The organism is Collinsella aerofaciens, from assembly GCF_018785245.1.
In the GTDB taxonomy this organism is placed as follows: Bacteria; Actinomycetota; Coriobacteriia; order Coriobacteriales; family Coriobacteriaceae; genus Collinsella; species Collinsella aerofaciens_AD.
This window is the reverse complement of the sequence record NZ_WQPL01000013.1, coordinates 24,573-41,306: the sequence shown is the minus strand read 5'-3', so window position 1 is coordinate 41,306 and position 16,734 is coordinate 24,573. Positions and strand designations below refer to the sequence as shown.

Annotated in this window: 16 protein-coding genes and 1 pseudogene; 11 read left to right on the top strand and 6 right to left on the bottom strand. The window is 60.7% G+C overall.

Annotated features, from left to right (window positions below; all coding sequences use genetic code 11):
- Positions 1 to 174: 174 nt before the first annotated feature.
- From GPK39_RS02895 to GPK39_RS02860, 8 genes are all read left to right on the top strand, one after another.
- On the top strand, positions 175 to 639 hold the full coding sequence (locus GPK39_RS02895) for a PTS sugar transporter subunit IIA (RefSeq protein ID WP_215673706.1): 465 nt from the start codon (positions 175 to 177) through the stop codon (positions 637 to 639).
- Positions 640 to 826: 187 nt separating this feature from the next.
- Positions 827 to 2,050, top strand: coding sequence for a peptidylprolyl isomerase (locus GPK39_RS02890; RefSeq protein ID WP_215673705.1), 1,224 nt, complete (start codon positions 827 to 829; stop codon positions 2,048 to 2,050).
- 54 nt (positions 2,051 to 2,104) lie between these two features.
- The gene (locus GPK39_RS02885) at positions 2,105 to 2,548 is read left to right on the top strand and encodes a GatB/YqeY domain-containing protein (protein WP_055310319.1); all 444 of its coding nucleotides are present in this window, start codon (positions 2,105 to 2,107) and stop codon (positions 2,546 to 2,548) included.
- A 324-nt stretch (positions 2,549 to 2,872) separates the two neighbouring features.
- Positions 2,873 to 3,604 carry an amino acid ABC transporter ATP-binding protein gene (locus GPK39_RS02880; protein WP_022094215.1) on the top strand — a complete coding sequence of 244 codons (732 nt, stop codon included), beginning with the start codon at positions 2,873 to 2,875 and terminating at the stop codon, positions 3,602 to 3,604.
- A gap of 8 nt (positions 3,605 to 3,612) precedes the next feature.
- Entirely contained in the window at positions 3,613 to 4,488 is an 876-nt protein-coding gene (locus GPK39_RS02875) for a transporter substrate-binding domain-containing protein (protein ID WP_215673704.1), read from the top strand.
- A gap of 25 nt (positions 4,489 to 4,513) precedes the next feature.
- Positions 4,514 to 5,260: an amino acid ABC transporter permease gene (locus GPK39_RS02870; RefSeq protein ID WP_215673703.1), complete on the top strand. Its 747-nt coding sequence runs from the start codon at positions 4,514 to 4,516 to the stop codon at positions 5,258 to 5,260.
- A gap of 3 nt (positions 5,261 to 5,263) precedes the next feature.
- On the top strand, positions 5,264 to 5,902 hold the full coding sequence (locus GPK39_RS02865) for an amino acid ABC transporter permease (protein WP_215673702.1): 639 nt from the start codon (positions 5,264 to 5,266) through the stop codon (positions 5,900 to 5,902).
- A 48-nt stretch (positions 5,903 to 5,950) separates the two neighbouring features.
- Entirely contained in the window at positions 5,951 to 6,574 is a 624-nt protein-coding gene (locus tag GPK39_RS02860; RefSeq protein ID WP_148331746.1) for a cytidylate kinase-like family protein, read from the top strand.
- A 67-nt stretch (positions 6,575 to 6,641) separates the two neighbouring features.
- Here GPK39_RS02860 and GPK39_RS02855 read toward each other — a convergent pair whose 3' ends face one another.
- The gene (locus tag GPK39_RS02855) at positions 6,642 to 7,493 is read right to left on the bottom strand and encodes an IS3 family transposase (protein WP_338404381.1); all 852 of its coding nucleotides are present in this window, start codon (positions 7,491 to 7,493) and stop codon (positions 6,642 to 6,644) included.
- 20 nt (positions 7,494 to 7,513) lie between these two features.
- On the bottom strand, positions 7,514 to 8,011 hold the full coding sequence (locus GPK39_RS09465) for a helix-turn-helix domain-containing protein (RefSeq protein WP_252204603.1): 498 nt from the start codon (positions 8,009 to 8,011) through the stop codon (positions 7,514 to 7,516).
- A 59-nt stretch (positions 8,012 to 8,070) separates the two neighbouring features.
- Between GPK39_RS09465 and GPK39_RS09460 the strand changes: the two are divergent.
- A pseudogene (locus GPK39_RS09460) lies at positions 8,071 to 8,310 on the top strand (transposase); the annotation flags it as partial.
- Positions 8,199 to 9,233 (top strand): IS3 family transposase, encoded by a 1,035-nt coding sequence (locus GPK39_RS02850; protein ID WP_215673700.1) that lies wholly within the window; start codon positions 8,199 to 8,201, stop codon positions 9,231 to 9,233. The pseudogene GPK39_RS09460 and the gene GPK39_RS02850, both read left to right, overlap by 112 nt.
- 108 nt (positions 9,234 to 9,341) lie before the next feature.
- Here the strand turns inward: GPK39_RS02850 and GPK39_RS02845 are convergent, their stop codons facing one another.
- Positions 9,342 to 10,745: a helix-turn-helix transcriptional regulator gene (locus GPK39_RS02845; RefSeq protein WP_215673699.1), complete on the bottom strand. Its 1,404-nt coding sequence runs from the start codon at positions 10,743 to 10,745 to the stop codon at positions 9,342 to 9,344.
- A 226-nt stretch (positions 10,746 to 10,971) separates the two neighbouring features.
- Here GPK39_RS02845 and GPK39_RS02840 point away from each other — a divergent pair, with 226 nt between their 5' ends.
- The gene (locus tag GPK39_RS02840; RefSeq protein WP_215673698.1) at positions 10,972 to 12,960 is read left to right on the top strand and encodes an LPXTG cell wall anchor domain-containing protein; all 1,989 of its coding nucleotides are present in this window, start codon (positions 10,972 to 10,974) and stop codon (positions 12,958 to 12,960) included.
- Positions 12,961 to 13,354: 394 nt separating this feature from the next.
- Here the strand turns inward: GPK39_RS02840 and gltA are convergent, their stop codons facing one another.
- The 3 genes from gltA to pth all read right to left on the bottom strand — a co-directional run bounded on the left by gltA (position 13,355) and on the right by pth (position 16,597).
- A complete protein-coding gene (gene gltA, locus GPK39_RS02835; RefSeq protein WP_006235794.1) occupies positions 13,355 to 14,764 on the bottom strand; it encodes an NADPH-dependent glutamate synthase in 1,410 nt (469 codons plus the stop codon).
- Complete coding sequence (locus GPK39_RS02830; RefSeq protein ID WP_006235793.1) at positions 14,755 to 15,594, bottom strand: sulfide/dihydroorotate dehydrogenase-like FAD/NAD-binding protein; 840 nt, start codon at positions 15,592 to 15,594, stop codon at positions 14,755 to 14,757. Before GPK39_RS02830 ends, gltA begins: the two co-directional genes overlap by 10 nt.
- 373 nt (positions 15,595 to 15,967) lie before the next feature.
- Positions 15,968 to 16,597: an aminoacyl-tRNA hydrolase gene (gene pth / locus GPK39_RS02825; protein WP_215673697.1), complete on the bottom strand. Its 630-nt coding sequence runs from the start codon at positions 16,595 to 16,597 to the stop codon at positions 15,968 to 15,970.
- Positions 16,598 to 16,734 lie beyond the last annotated feature (137 nt).

Sequence of the window (16,734 nt, the reverse complement as noted above, 5' to 3'; positions counted from 1 at the left end):
CTCGGGGGCAGGGACGTTCGGCCGTGCGCGGGCGCCCGGTCGGCGGCCCGTTCTGGGCGCGCCTCAATCGTAGCCCGAGATGGTCCCGGGCTGACAATTTCGACTGTAATGGACGTTCTTAAACGACTAGTCGTTTAAGAACGTCCCAGGTGACTAGGTGAGAGAGGTGAGCGTGTGGCGGATAACGAAGCGCTGTTTACGCCCGAGCTGGTGTTTTTTGATTGGGAGTGCGCGACGCCGGGCGAGGTGTTTGCGCGGCTCGAGGGCGAGCTTGCCCCGCGCGGCTACATTGCCGAGGGTTGGCTCAACGCCGTCCGCACGCGCGAGGACGCCTATCCCACGGGTCTCGCCATGCCGGCGGCAAACATCGCCATTCCGCATACCGATCCGGGATTTGTGGCCAAGCCCTATATTGCGGTGGTAAAGCCCGCCGCACCTGTGACGTTCAACGCGATGGCGGGCATGGGTGCCCCGGTGCCGGCGCAGATCGTCATCAACCTGGGCATTGCCGAGCCGGGCGGCCAGGTCGAGGCACTTCAGGCGCTCATGAATATCTTTATGGACACCGACGCTGCAGCCGATGTGCTCGGCCAGACCACGTGCCAAGGCATGGTCGACGCCATCCGCCGCCACTTTTAGGGCCGGCACTTGGGGACTGTCCCTAACTGCCGGCAGAAAAGGAACGTCCCTAACTGCCGGCTGCCAGATCTGTCCCCTTTGCACCAAAATGGTGCAGATTAACCTGTCCCCCATGCACCAGGTGTGCCGCGGGGGCTGCGTTGTGACACAATGGCGTTTGTTCGATTCGTGATGCGAAAGGCCAAACATGGCAAATAAGAAAAAGAACCCCGAGGTCGCGCCGACGCCCGAGCAACGGTCCCGCGCCGCCTCCAGCTCTCGCAAGAAGCAGCGCAAGACCTATGTGTCCAAGACCGTCAAGATTGTCCTGGTGGTCATTGGCGTGCTGGCGATGCTGCTCTCCGTTTCGGCCATGGCGTGCTCCGGCCTGATGTCGCAGACCGAAAGCGCCGGCTCGGGCTATAAGCTCACCGGCGGTGTGGCTGCCACTATCAACGGCACCAACCTCACCGAGGACACCGTGACCAAGCAGATCATGAGCATGCGCACGTCCTACGGCTACACCAAGGACAAGGACTGGGCGCAGTACCTGGTCGACAATGACCTCACGCCCAAGAAGTACCGCAAGCAACTCATCGACTCCTACACGCAGCAGATTCTGCTTCAGCAGGCACAGAAGGAGAACGGTGTGACGGTGTCGGACGAGGAGGTCGAGAAGGCCTGGAAGGACGCGTGCAAGAGCGCGGGCGGCGCCAAGACCTTTAAGAAGACGCTTAAGACCTACGGCTACACCGAGGACACCTACAAGGATTCGCTCAAGGAGAGCCTGGCGCAGCAGAAGCTCAAGGATGCCGTGGCACCCACCAGCAAGCCCAAGGACAGCGAGATTGTCGATTACATCAATGAGAACCTGTCCAACTACAACGATGCCCGTCGTTCGTCGAATATCCTGATCAAGGTCGATTCTGACGCTTCCGACGAGGACAAAGCTGCCGCCAAGGCCAAGGCGCAGGAGTGCCTGGACAAGATCAACTCCGGCGAGCTGAGCTTTGAGGATGCCGTGGAGCAGTACTCCGACGATACCGGCTCCAAGGATAAGAAGGGCGATGTGGGCTGGGACAAGCTCACTACCTTCGTCGACAGCTACCAGACGGCGCTCGAGGGGCTCAACAAGGGCGATGTGAGCGACGTCGTCGAGTCGACCTATGGTTATCACATCATCAAGTGCACCGACTACTTCCATGTCGATAATCAGGTCGATGACATTAAGCAGGTGCCCAAGGACATCAAGAAGTACGTCTCCAACGTGGTGAAGACGCAGGCGGCAAGCACCGCGTACAGCGAGTGGCTGGAGCAGTACAAGAAGGATGCCGACATCACCGTTAACCCCATGCCCAAGGACGTGCCGTACAACGTCAGCCTGAAGGGCGTCACCAAGAGTTCGACCGACGATTCGTCGACGACTGAGTAATCATGGAGCGGCGCTCGTGCGGGTGCCGCCCACGCTATTGAGGAGGATTTGCAGATGACCAACGAAGAGCTGCAGAAGGAAATGATCGCGGCCATGAAGGCCAAGGACAAGGTTCGCCTGTCCATCATTCGCCAGGTTAAGGCCGAGGTGAAGAACATCGAGGTCAACGAGCGTCGTGATGTGACCGAGGAAGACGTCAACAGCATGATCAAGCGTCTGATTAAGCAGACGAGCGAGACGCTGGAGATGTCCATTAAGGCCGGTACCGACCAGGAGCGTACCGACAACCTGACCGAGCAGGTCAAGATTCTGGAGAGCCTGCTGCCCGCGCAGGTTTCGGGCGAGGAGCTCGAGGCCCTGATCGAGCAGGTTATCGCCGAGCTGGGCGCGACCTCTAAGAAGCAGATGGGCCAGGTTATGGGCGCTCTGGGCAAGGCCACCGGCGGTAACTTCGACAAGCCGGCAGCAGCAAAGATCGTCGGAGCCCGCCTCGCGTAATTTGTTACGCGGTTTTACCAAACCGCGTAACGGCTCGACGCTGCAAACCCGTACACGCGGCAATCTGACGTTCAATTTCAAGGGCGGTTGTATTATTTTCGGGTCTTGAGGGGCGTGACCATTGCGGTCGCGCCCCTTTTTTGACTGGGTACTCATTGGGGACAGACTTAAATGAGTACACAATGATCGGGTACTCATTTAAGGCTGTCCCCAATGAGTGGGTGGAAGGTTGCGGGTTCTTTACGGGAATGTAGTGTGGGCTGCGGAAACGTGGTTCTTTCCGTACAATAGTTCAACTCGTGTAAACGCAGGGAAGGGACATTCATGGCAGACATGATCGAGATCAAGCATCTCAACAAGTACTTTGGCGACCTGCATGTGCTCAAAGATATCAATCTCACCGTCAAGCGCGGCGAGAAGCTCGTAATGATCGGGCCTTCCGGCTCGGGTAAGTCGACGCTCATCCGTTGCGTCGATTATCTGGAGGAGCCTACGTCGGGCGAGGTCGTCATCGACGGTACGCCGCTCACCAAAAAGAATCACCTGGAGATGGCTCGCAAGTACAGCTCCATGGTGTTTCAGCAGTTCAACCTGTATCCCAACATGACGGTGCTGGGCAACCTGACGCTCGCGCCCATCAAGCTGCAAAAGAAGAGCAAGGAGGAGGCGACCGAGATCGCCATCGCCGCGCTCAAGCGCGTCGGCATGGCGCATAAGGCCGGCGAGTATCCGCAGAATCTTTCGGGCGGTCAGCAGCAGCGCATCGCCATCGCCCGTGCCCTGTGCACCAAGCAGCCCATCATTCTGTTTGACGAGCCGACCTCGGCGCTCGACCCCGAGATGGTCCAGGAGGTTCTGGACGTTATGATTGAGCTCGCGCAGGAAGACATCACCATGATCTGCGTGACGCACGAGATGGGCTTTGCGCGCCAGGTGGCCGACCGCGTCATCTTTATGGAGGACGGCCGCATCCTGGAGGAGGGCACGCCCGAGCACTTCTTCGATAACCCCGAGAACCCGCGCTGTCGCGAGTTCCTGTCCAAGATTCTGCACTAGGCGCGGTGATGGACATGACGGATATGACGAGGGCGGCCGTGTCGCGCCGTCACTTTTTGCAGCTGGCTGGCGCCGGCATGCTTGCGCTGACGGGGACCGCGCTTGCCGGTTGCGGCAACTCCACCAGCGGCGAGGGCTCCGACAAGGGGTCCAAGCTTGCGGCCATCAAGTCGCGTGGCCATCTGAATGCCGGCGTTAAGAAGGACGTTCCCGGCTATGGCTATTACGACACCGCCAAGGGCCGCTTTGAGGGCATGGAAGTCGATTTGTGCTACCAGATCGCCGCTGCCGTCTTTGGCGTGAGCTACAAGGAGGCCCGCGCCCAGGAGCTAGTCGAGTTTACCGACGTAACGCCCAAGACGCGCGGCCCGCTGATCGATAACGGCCAACTCGACGTGGTCGCGGCGACCTACACCATCACCGACGAGCGCAAGAAGAGCTGGGATTTCTCGACGCCGTACCGCACCGACTACGTGGGACTCATGGTCAAGAAGCGTTCGGGCTTTACCTCGATTGAGGATTTGGATGGCAAGGTCATTGGCGTGAGCCAGGGCGCCACCACGCAGAGCCTGATCGAGCAGATGATCAAGGACAACGGCTTTAGCTGCAAGCCCGAGTTTAGGGCCTTTAGTGGCTACCCCATCATCAAGAGTTCGCTCGACGCCGGCAATATCGACGTCTTTGCCATGGACCGCTCCACGCTGGCCGGCTATATGAACGAGACCGTTGAGCTGTTGCAGCCTGAGGTCAAGTTTGGCGAGCAGGGCTACGGCGTGGCGACCAAGAAGGGCTGCGACCTTTCGGCCGTGGTCGATCAGGTGATTTGCGATCGCCTGGCCGACGGCTGGCTCGACCAAGAGGTCAAGACCTGGGGTCTTGTATAGGCACATCGTCCAAGGAAGGAATCAAATGCTCGAAGGATTATTTGACGCCGACCGTTGGTCGACGACATTTCAAAACATGGGGCCCTTCTGGGAGGGCTTTGGCGTGACGCTGCAGGTGGTCGTTGCCGGTCTGCTGCTGTCGCTGGTGCTGGGCACACTGCTGGGCGTGTTCTCTACCACCCGTTCGCGTGTACTACGTGCGATCAGCCGCGTGTACGTGGAGTTTTACCAGAACACCCCGTTGCCCGTGCAGGTGCTCTTTATGTACATGGCCGGTCCGCAGTTTTTGCAGGCCATAACCGGTGCCGACCAGCCGGTGCGCATCGCGCCGTTCGTGCTGGGCTTCTTGGGTGTGGGCCTGTATCACGCGGCCTACATTTCGGAGGTCATCCGCACTGGTATCGAGGCGGTTCCGCGCGGTCAGATGGAGGCGGCCCGGAGCCAGGGCTTCACCCGTGCGCAGGCGTACTGGTACATCGTGCTGCCCCAGACGTTCAAGATTATTCTGCCGCCGCTGTGTAACCAGGCACTCAACCTGGTCAAGAACACGTCGGTGCTGGCGCTTGTGGCCGGCGGCGACCTTATGTACCGTTCCGACAACTTTGTGAGTCTGTACGGTTACCTGCAGGGATACATCGTCTGCTGCCTTATGTACTTCATCATCTGCTTTCCGCTTGCCATGCTGGTGCAGTGGCTCGAGCGCCGCTCCAAGGAGCGTCCGCGCGGCGTGAGCCTGGCCGAGCTGGGGCTCGACAACGTAGAGGAGGCCTAGCGCATGGAAATCTTCAACGCGACCAACCTGCTCTACATTTGGGGCGGCTTTGTTAAGACCATCGAGATCTCGGCGCTGTCGATCTTTTTCTCGCTCATCTTTGGCACGGTGCTGGCGCTCGTTAAAAGCTATGCGCCCCGCCCGTTCCGTATTTTGGTGAGCGCCTATATCGAGCTGTTCCGTTGCACGCCGAACCTGCTGTGGATCCTGTTTATCTACTTTACGGTGCAGGGTTTGGACATTGTGATTTCGACCATCGCCTTTACGCTGTTTACCAGCGCTGTTATGGCCGAGATTGTGCGCGGCGGCCTCAACTCGATTCCGCGCGGCCAGTTTGAGGCGGCGCGGAGCCAGGGCTTCGGCTTCTTTGCCACCATGCGCTACATCATTCTGCCGCAGACATTTAAGACGATCATTCCGGCGCTGTTTAGCCAGTGCACGACTGTCATTAAGGACAGCTCGTATCTTTCGGGCATTAACGTGGCCGAGCTCATGTACACGGCAAATGTCGTGATGGCCCATGCGATCGACCTGTCGCAGGTTCTTATGCTCTACGGCCTGGTGTTTGCGATGTACTTTGTGCTCAACTTTGGTATCTCGCTGCTGGTCCGAGCGTATCAGAGGCGAATGGTGGCAGCGTAGAATGTGACAAAGGGATTGTCCCTTTGTCACATAGAGAAAGGAATCGCGATGAGCGATCTGGAGAACAAGAAGAGCCCCGTGGTCATTACCATCGCGCGCGACTTTGGCGCCGAGGGCCACGAGATTGGTCGTATCCTCGCCGATGAGTTGGGGATTCCGCTGTACGATAACGAGCTGCTGGTGCGTGCGTCGCTGCGCGCGGGCGAGTCGCTCGACAAGATGGCCGCCTACGACGAGCGCCTGGCCGTGGAGAACATGGCGTTTTTGCCCGACCGTTACGACGCCCGTTCGTACTCGGATAAGTTGTTCCAAAAGATGAGCCAGGTGATTTTGGATCTGGGCGAGACCGAGAGCTGCATTATCGAGGGTCGTCTGTCCGACTACCTGCTGCGTAACAACCCCAACCACATTGCCGTGTTGGTGACCGCACCCTTTGAGGACCGCGTCGAGATCGTGCGCAAGAAGCGCGGACTTAACAAAAAGAAGGGCGCCAAGCTGGTCAAGCAGCAGCAGAAGGCGCGCGAGGCGTTCTACAAGCGCTACAGCGCCGGAAAGTGGAAGATGACGAGCGGCAAGGATATCGTTGTCAACCGCGCCAAGTTGGGACGCGAGGGCTGTAAAGACGTCATCGCCGCTGCCTACCGCTACAAGGTAGCGCAGCTCGAAGGCTAGCCGATCAATAACCACCACAAAGGGGACAATGAACTGCGCCCCGAAACTTGGACTGAATAAATAGCGACTACGCCGCAAGGGCCTGGTTCCGGAACTCCTCCGGCGTCAGGCCCTTCAATCTTACCTGCCTGCGCCGCGCGTTCCAATGGGCTATGTACTCTTCCAGGTCGCGCTTGAAGTCCCCGAAGCTGCCCCACTCCCTGCCGCGGTAGAACTCGTCCTTCACGTGGCCGAAGAGCTGCTCGGTGGCGGCGTTGTCGATGCAGTTCCCCTTGCGCGACATGCTCTGGGTGATGCCCGCCCCCTCCAGCCTGGAGGTGTAGGACTCGTGCTGGTACTGCCAGCCCATGTCCGAGTGCATGGTCGGCGCCGCCCCGTCGGGCAGGGCCTCGAGGAGCCGGTCGAGCATCCTGTGCTGCTGGGCGAGGTCCGGTGAGGTCGATATGTCGCTCGCCACGATCTCCTTCGTGCAGAAGTCGAGCACCGGGGCCCAGTAGGCCTTGGCGCCGGCCACCTTGAACTCGGTGACGTCGGTGCCGAGCTTCTGCCACGGCCCCTCGGCGCCGAAGTCCCTCGCGATGACGTTCTCGAACGTGCTCCCCACGAGCCCCCTGTAGGAGCTGTACCGGCGACGAGAGCCCCGGCGGCGTATCCCGCACCGGATGCCCATCTCGCGCATCATCTTGAGCACGGTCTTGTCGGCCACGACCGCGCCCAGCTCGGCGCGCAGGCACATGGCTATCTGCCGGTGCCCGCAGCCGTTGGCGGTGCGCGAGAATATCTCGGCCGCGGCGTCGCGCAGCTCGGGCCTGGTCGGCCTCCGCGGGTGCGCCAGCGCGTAGTAGTAGGTCGACCTCCTGAGCCCCGAGCACTCCAGCAGGTGGCGCAGGGAGTGCCCCTCCGCGCGCAGCGCCCTCACCGCCTCGGCCGCCGCCCTGGTCAGAGCCCGTTCCGCTCGACCAGGGCGCGCAATTTTTTTAGGTAGGCGGCCTCGGCCTCGAGCCTGCGGCAGCGCTCCTCGAGCTCCTGCTCGCGGGTGCGGGCCCGGGGTTTCGACCTCGACCCCCTCGGCCTGCCCTTCGGGCGGGGCCGCAGCGCCTCGGCGCCGCCCTCGCGGTAGAGCCTGCACCAGCGCTCCAGCGGGGACTTCGACCTGATCCCGAACTCGGCCATGGCGTCGGCCTTCGCCATCCCGCCGTCGACCACGGCCGACGCCGCGGCGACCCTCTGCTCGAATGTGTAACTGGATTGTTTCCCGCCCATGGACAGCAGCGCCTCGCTTCCGAACGCCCGGTATACCCACTGCCATTCTCTCACGGTCTCGCGGGGGACGGACAGGGCCTCGGCCGCCGGCTTGCAGCCGACGCCGGCGTCGAAGAGCTCGACGGCCCGCCTCCTGGACTCCAGGTCGTGCTTCACCCTGAGGTCTATACTCATGGAAAACTGGAGTGGGTATGATGAATTGGACACCTAGTTAAGAGCGAAAGGTGTTCAAGATGACCCAAAGAAGAAAGCGATACGACAGGCAGTTCAAGGTCTCGGCGGCAAAGGTGGTCCTGTCCGGGGAAATGACGGTCAAAGGCCTATCGGAGGAACTCGGCATAAAGGATTCGACGCTGAGAAGGTGGGCCCGCGAATACGAGGAGATGGGAGACGGCGCGTTCCCCGGAAACGGCTCCCCGAAGATCAACAAGGACTACGAGATCGTGAAGCTCAAGAAGAAGGTCGAGGAGCTCGAGCGCGAGAACGAGATACTAAAAAATTTCCGGGCCTTCTTGAGTCAAGACCATGCGTGAGGTTCGAGTTCCTCAAAGAGCATAGGGGCGAGATCGGCCCCATCAAGAAGGCATGCGGGCTGATGAAAGTCTCGAAATCCGGTTTCTACGAGTATCTCGGCCGGAAGAAGTCCGACGCCCAGATAGAGCGGGAGGCGATCGAAGGTTTCGTCGTCGAGGCCTTCGAGCGGCACAAGGGCCGTTACGGCTACCGGCGCATCAACCGCGAACTGCGAAAATGCGGCATCGTCGTGAGCGAGAAGCGCGTGCTCCGCATCATGCAGAAGCTCGGACTTGCCGGAAAGGGCGCGACCCGAAAACACCGCATCCAGAAGAAGGTCGAGCCGGGAGATCCTCGGTTGAACCTGGTAGAGCGCGCTTTCACCGTGGGCGAGCGCAACAGGCTTTGGGTGGGCGACATCACCTACATACCCACAAGAGAAGGGTGGCTCTATCTCGCAGCCGTGATAGACGCCTTCTCCCGCAAGGTCGTGGGCTGGTCGATGTCCGAGCGCATCACCGAGAAGGTCGCGATCGACGCGATGGAGCAGGCGGTCGGCAGGGAGGGTCCGCCAGATGACGGCAGCCTCGTCTTCCATGACGATCGGGGCGCGCAGTACACCTCCCGTTCCTTCCAGCGGTGTCTGGACTCGCATGGCATAGTCCAGTCGGTATCAAGGCCCGGCACGCCGCTGGACAACGCGGTGGCCGAGTCGTTCTTCAAGACGCTGAAAAGGGAATTGGTGAAAGAGAGGAGCTATGGGACGAGGGACGAGGCCAAGCAGGACATCTTCAAGTACATAGAGCTCTATTACAATAGGGTGCGCATGCATTCCACCCTGGGCTACATGTCTCCAGTGGAATACGAGCGGCAATACGCTTGAGGATCCTTAAAAGAAAGTCCAGTTTATCCTTCCCACTCCAAACCTCCCATTTCCCGATGTCCAAGAAATGGGAGGCAGTTCACAAGCACCTTTGCGGTGGTTTTTGTTTTAGGCCGAGGGGAAGGCCTTGGTGAGACCGGCGCGCGTCTGCGTGTCGGTCTTTTGGTAGATGGAGCTCAGGTGGCGCTGTACCATGCGCATCGAGATACCGAGTTCCTCGGCAACCTGCTTGAGCGGGCGTTCATCCTGGGTCACGGCTATGAGCACGTCGACTTCGCGCGGGGTGAGAGCGTGGTTGGCGATGAAGGCCTGGCGTTGCTCCTCGATGGTGGGGGCGGCGAGTGCTTCTTCTGCCAGCTGCTCGCGCTCGCGCTCCCGCTCGGTTTGGGGCAGGCGGAACAGGCCCGCGGCTACAAACGCCGCGCAGGCGGCGACGAGCAAAACGAGCGCACCGATCATAATGAGGGCAACGTTATCCGAGGTCACGAGAGCAAGCGAGATGCCCGATGTGGTGAAAGCGCATACATTGTTGGCGGCGCGGCCCATGCCAGCCCAAAGGGCGGGCGCATGCATGTGCGGTGCCAGCTGTGTAAAGGTGGCGGTAAAGAACGTGACGAAAAAGCCCGAGCTCAGGTAAAAGACGACAAGGCCTAGGTTGGGATCGGCGCCGGCCTCCACGGCCAGGATGGAAATGGTCGAGAGCACGGCGATGCCGAGCATGACAAGTCCCATGTAGCGGCGCTCGGCAAGGTCAAAGATAAGACCGGCGGCAAGGCCGCTTGCCGCCAAAAAGAGGCGCGGCCAAGTCTGCACGGCAATGGTGCCGTGGGCGTTGGAGAGTGTGACCACGTTGTCGAGGGTGGAGAACAGACAGGCAAGAATCATGACGAGCGCGATGCTCCAGCATGCCTGCTTGGCGAGGGCATGAGAGGACTCAGCAAAGGGATTGATGGCGGGGCTGGAGCTCTCGGCAGCTTTTTGGGGAACGACGCTGAGGGCGGATATGGCGATAGTCGCTGCGCCAAGGACGATGAGCTCTGCGATACCGCCGCAATTGAGCAGGTTGACGGCGAACTGCATCAGGATGCCCGCGGCATAGGCTGCTCCCGCACCGGTGGCGAGCTTGGGATCGTCTTGAAACGCCAGTGAAAAGGCGTGGTGCGCAGCGGCGCCCAGCAGGCCGAGTCCGAGGAATGCGAGGCAGCCCAGAATCTCGAGGGCAAGCGAACCCGTGGGGGACTGGATCTGGGTCAATCCCAGGATGGCGATGGGAACGGCGGCGCTGACAACTGCCTGGGGCTGGCCTTTGCGTTGGGCGAGACCGAGCAGTGGTGCATATCCGATAAAGCCGAGCACGCTCGCACCCAGAATAAAGCCCTGTGCGATTACAACGCGTTCGGCACCGGCGAGCAGCCCGACGTTGACGTCGAAACGAAACTCGGCGGCAAGGAAGGCGAAGGTGAAGAGCGCGAGTGCCAGAAGCGCGTTGATTTTAGGCCTGCTCAGGTTCAAGGACGGTCCTTTGGGTGGACGAATAATCGTGTCCTCGATTGTAGCGTTCCCGGGACGAGTGTGGCGATGGCGAAATCATATTGAATTAAACCGCAGGTAGAGGCCTAGGTTCACATCTACGAACCTAGGCATATGGAGTCATTTGGCACATCTTGGTGGTACAGGACCACCACAAAGGGGACAGGCACCTTTGTGGTGGTATGTCCCTACGACCAAGGAGGCCGTTATGAACGTAAGCCACTTTGACAAGCAAGCTCAACGTGAGTCCACCTGCTCGCTGGTTCACGGTACCTGGCGTTGTGTGGGTGCCAAAATAGCTTGCGCCGGCGCGTGTGCGCTTATGGTCGGTCAGTTGCTGCTGCCGAGCGTGGCGCTGGCGACGGAATGCGCCGATCCCGCCGCTGGGACGGATGAGGTTGCCGCGGCTCCGGTGACGCCGACGGTTGCGGAGGATACGGCTGCAACGACCGCGCCAGCTGCTTCGACCGCGCCTGCAACCGATGCTGCTCCGGCGGCGCAAGCCACCGTTGAGCCTCAGCAGACAATCCCAGCCGATGCCGCCAATGAGCCTAGCGGTGCTGCGCTCGCTGGGCAAAACGCTTCTGGCGACGACAACGCCGCCATGCCGGCGAGCAACGCCATCATGCCCTGTGGCGTGACCGATGTGACAGGCGGGGGCGGCGTTAGGGTCAATACGACCGTGGTCGATCATTATACGAACTGCGAGCTTTCGGACAACATCACGCTCGAAAAGGGCCAGTCGTATACCCATGATTTTCCCGATGTTGAGGGTGGCATTCCAGAAGCGCTTGCGAGCGAAGTTGTCGAGGTTAAGTACTACAGGGCCGATGCCGCTTCGGGCACTCTGGTCGAAGTTCAGGATGCGTCCATGTCCGACGTGACGGCTCGCTTCGAACCCGTTGGCAATCACATGAGGCTGACGCTGACCTTTACGGGTGGCGCGGCAGGCGGCTCGTATCGACTCACGCGCAATGAGGCTCTCTATATTGGCTCGGCACTGGAGTATACCGGAACTGACTATGAAGGCAGCTCGACTATCCTCAACGAAACCAGGTACGATTATTACCTCCGCTACGCCATCAATAGCGAAATTACGCTCGTTGCGTCAGAAAACGAAGCCCTCCATAACCTGAACGTCAACGACGTGAAGACCAACTACGCGCCCGGCGAGGCGCCCCGCGCGACCGCGACGATTCCCGCTGCTGACGCCGACAAGTACGAGATCGCCTACGAGTGCTGGGAGGAGATGGATGGCAGCGACCCCGCGGAGCTCACGCCCGTTGCCTTCTGGTATTCCGACCCCGCCAAGTATCCGACGGGCGCGAGGAGGATCGAACACTTCGAAGAGGGCAAGTTCTACATGTATTCCGTCGAGCTGAGGCTCAAGGGCGACAATACCGTGGGCAATGACTGCATGATGTACGTCAACGGCCATTGGACGCACCACATCAAGACCGTCAACGGCGTCTTCGCGCCAAACGCTGACAATATGCTGTGCGAGCAGCCGATCGACGAATGGCGGGCCATCGACGTTATCGAGATCAACGGCGCCACGACCACCTTCAAGGCAGGCGATAAGCCGGTCTTTACGGCGAATGTTCCGACGGGCTCCAACTTCCTTCCTCAGTGTGAGTACTGGACGGGTAGCGACGGCAGCGAAGTGAACTCTCAGGAGTTCTGGGATCAGAACATCACGAACCACATCGACGCCTTTAAGCCTGGCGTGACCTATCGCTACGGCATCTACCTTAAGTCGGCGCGCGGCTTCTACTTTACGCCCAACACCAAGCTGGTGATCAACGGCCAGGAGTGCGGCTACCAGGTCGCGGATAGCGTATCCGATGAGGACAGCGGCTGGATTTACACCCTGTGGCTCAACACCGATCTGACCTTTACGCTTGAAGCCACGCCGACTCCCGATCCGCAGCCTACGCCGGATCCCAAGCCGACACCGCAGCCTGAGGTTAAGCCCGAGACCAAGCCCGAAGTGAAGCCCGAGACCAAACCCGCGGCCAAGTCGGCCACGACAACCGCCACGACCAAGACGGTTGAGAAAACCACGCAGGCCAAGAAGAGCGATGCTGTCCTGGCTACCACGGGGGATACCACCGCGATGACGGTCGCCGCCCTAGGCATCGCCGGCGCAACCGTCGCCGCCGCCGGCCTCGCCGCGACAAAGCGCCGCAAACGTTAGAGCTGGGTGACGGCTCTCGTTCTCGGCCTCAGCAAAATCTCAATCTGTAACACCAAACTGTCCAAAACGCCTCTAGATGTTACAGATTGAGATGAACCGAATGGCCGCCAATCTAATGTCTCGATCTGTAACACCAAGCGGGGAATTTGACCTCTAACTGTTACAGATTGAGACAAAGCGGGGGCGGCTGGCACAATATCTCGATCTGTAACAACTACAAGGCTCAACGGGCTCCAGGTGTTACAGATTGAGACAAAACGAGCAAGCAAGTCCCAAACCACCACAAAGGTGCCTGTCCCCTTTGTGGTGGTTTGGGCGGCCGGCATAGAAAAAGTCCCCGCCGGGCGTGTGCTCGACGGGGACTTTGCCGTTTGATGGCTAGCGCTGTGGGTGATTACTCGCCCAGCAGGCTCTTGGTGATGGAAGCGGCGGCCTTCTTGCCGGCGCCCATCGCCAGAATGACCGTAGCGGCACCGGTGACGATGTCGCCGCCGGCCCAGATGCGGGGATCGGTGGTCTGGCCGGTCTCCTCGTCAGCGACGATGTAGCCCCACTTGTTGAGCTCCATCTTGCCGCCGATCTTCTTTGCGAAGGGGTTGGCGTTGGTGCCGATAGCCGAGATCGCGACGTCGCAGGGAATCTCCTCGATGGCGCCCTCGATGGGCACCGGGCGACGACGACCGGACTCGTCGGGCTCGCCGAGCTCCATCTTCTGGACCTTGACGGCGCACACGGAGCCGTCCTCGCCAGCGACAAACTCGAGCGGGGAGACGAGCGGCAGAACCTCGACGCCCTCGGCCTTGGCATGGTGCAGCTCGGCGCGACGGCAGGGCATCTCGTCCTCGGTACGACGGTAGGCGATGATGGCGTGCTCGGCGCCCAGACGCTTGGCGGTACGGACGGCGTCCATAGCCACGTTGCCGCCACCAAAGACGACGACGTTCTTGCCGTGCTTGGTGGGGGTGTCGTACTCGGGGAACTTGTTGGCCTTCATCAGGTTCACGCGGGTGAGGTACTCGTTCGCGAAGAAGACGTTGGGCAGGTTCTCGCCGGGGACGTTGAGGAACTTGGGCAGGCCGGCGCCGGTCGCCACGTAGATGGCGTCGAAGCCCTGCTCGAACAGCTCCTCGGCTGTGGCCATGTTGCCCACGACGGAGTTGTACTCAAACTTGACGCCCATGTCCTCCAGGCCGTCGATCTCGCGCTTGACGACCGCCTTGGGCAGACGGAACTCGGGGATGCCGTAGACCAGCACGCCGCCGCCGGTGAAGAATGCCTCGAAGACGGTGACGTCAAAGCCGTTGCGGGCGAGCTCGCCGGCGCAGGTGATGCCGGACGGGCCGGAGCCGACGACGGCAACCTTCTTGCCGTTCTTGGGGGCCATCTTGGGCGTGGAGGCGAGCTCGGGGCGGTCACCCAGGAAGCGCTCGAGCTGGCCGATGGCCACGGGCTCGGACTTCTTGCCACGGATGCACTTGCCCTCGCACTGGTTCTCCTGCGGGCAGACGCGGCCGCAGATGGCGGGAAGCATGGAGTCCTCGCGGATGGTATCGAGAGCGCCGCCGAAGTCCTTCTCGCGGATCTGTTCGATAAAGCGGGGGATGTTGATGTTGACGGGGCAGCCCTCAACACAGAACGGCTTCTTGCAGTTGAGGCAGCGCTCGGCCTCGGCCAGCGCCATCTCCTCGGTGAAGCCCTTGTCGACGGGGCGGAAGTCGCAGGCGCGCTCGGCAGCCGGCTCCTCGTTATCGGGGGTGCGGGGCGACTTCATATCGGCAACGAAACGACCGTTAACTAGTGGCATGCGCAGCTCTTTTCCTCATAGGCCTTGAGGGACTCGCCCTCTTCGGAACGGTAAGCGGCCTGGCGGGCACGAAGGTCATCCCAGTCGACCAGGGTGGCATCGAAGTCGGGGCCGTCGACGCAAGCGAACTTGGTCACGCCGCCCACCTCGACGCGGCAGCAGCCGCACATACCGGTGCCGTCAACCATGATGGGGTTGAGCGACGCGGTGATGGGGGTGTCGTACTTCTGGGCGGTGAGGGTCGAGAACTTCATCATCGGAACGGGGCCGACGCAGAAGACCTGGCTCACGGCCTTGTCCTGCAGCAGGCGCTCCAGCGGAGCGGTGACAACGCCCTGCTCGCCGTAGGAGCCGTCGTCAGTGGTGATGTGGATGTGGTCCTCGTCGAGGAGCTCGCGGAACTGGTCCTCCATGAGCAGGAGGTCCTTGGTGCGGGCGCCCATGATGGCGTGCACCTCGTGGCCGGTCTCGACCAGGTGCTTGGCGACCGGGAAGGCAATTGCCAGGCCGACGCCGCCGCCAATGACAGCGCAGGGGCCCTCGGCCATCTCGGTGGGAACGCCCAGCGGGCCCACGACGTCGCGCAGCGACTCGCCGGCCTCGTAGGTGGAAAGCATCTCGGTGGTCTTGCCGATCACCATGAAGATGAACTCGACCCAGCCCTCGTCACCGTTCCAGCCGGCCAGGGTAAACGGGACGCGCTCGCCCGTCTCGTTGGCGCGAACCATGAGGAACTGTCCAGCGTGCGCATGCTTGGCGATTGCAGGCGCCTCGATGCGGAACTTGAACACCTTCTCCGAGAACTGCGTCTTCTCCAGGATCTTATACATAGAACCCCTCTCTTGTTAGGGCTGCCGAACCGTGCCTCCACGGAAATGGACGGTAGCCCGAATAAAACCGTACGCGCACAGGCGTTGTGCAGACATACGGTGCAAATTATACCCTCATGGACATGTCGCTTACGTGTGTCTTTGGCAGGTGGGAGCAGGGTTTATCCACTTTGGCCTACCAAATAGGGGCAGGTTTATTTTGGTCAGCCTTATCAGGCAAAACGGCAAAGGGGCCGGCCTCGGGTTGTGATGAGGCCGGCCCCCTTTGGGGCGCTGCATATGTATGGCGGCACAGGGTTTATTACGGCGCGGCTGTCATGGCGTTTCCGTAGATAAAACCTGCCAAAATAACCCTGTCCCTAAATAGTAGGTTTTAGTGCTTGCCGTTGGCGGAGGCGGCGCCGTTGACATGGTCGCGAGCATAGACTACGCCGTGCACAATCGCCAGGCCGGCGGCGTCGGCCGCGCGGGCGCAGGTGTCCTGGAAATCCTCGGCCTCGCGGGCGCGCAGCTGCTTAAGCACGTAGTCGGCGACGGCCATCTTGCCGGGAGGGTTGCCGATGCCGGTGCGGATGCGGCTGAAGTCGCGGCTGCCCATCTTATCGATGATGGAACGCAGGCCGTTGTGACCGGCATGGCCGCCGCCCACCTTAACACGCACGTCGCCGGCGGGAATATCGAGCTCGTCGTGGATGACGAGCAGCTCCTCGGCCTTGATCTTGTACTCGCGGCAGAGTTTGGAGATGGGCCCGCCCGAGGTGTTCATGTACGACTGCGGCTTGACCAGTACAATCTGGCGCTTGCCGCCCTCTTCCTCGGGATCGTTGATGTTGATGAGCGCGATCTCGGCGCCTGCTTGGTTTTTCCAGTACGTGACGCCGGCCTGACGGGCCAGCTCGTCGATTGCTTTGAAACCAGCGTTGTGACGGGTCTCGGCATATTCCTCGCCAGGGTTGCCAAGTCCGGCAACCATGCGAATCTTAAGCGGCTGTGCAGCTGCCATGTTCATCCTTTCGTTGATTTGTCGCCTGCTATGGTGAGCGACCCCGTTGCTGCTGTCAAATGGCGGGTGATTGAGGCTGTATGAGGGCGTTTGGGCAGTCGTCAGAAGCCGGGGTGGACAGTTAGTTCAGATTTGTA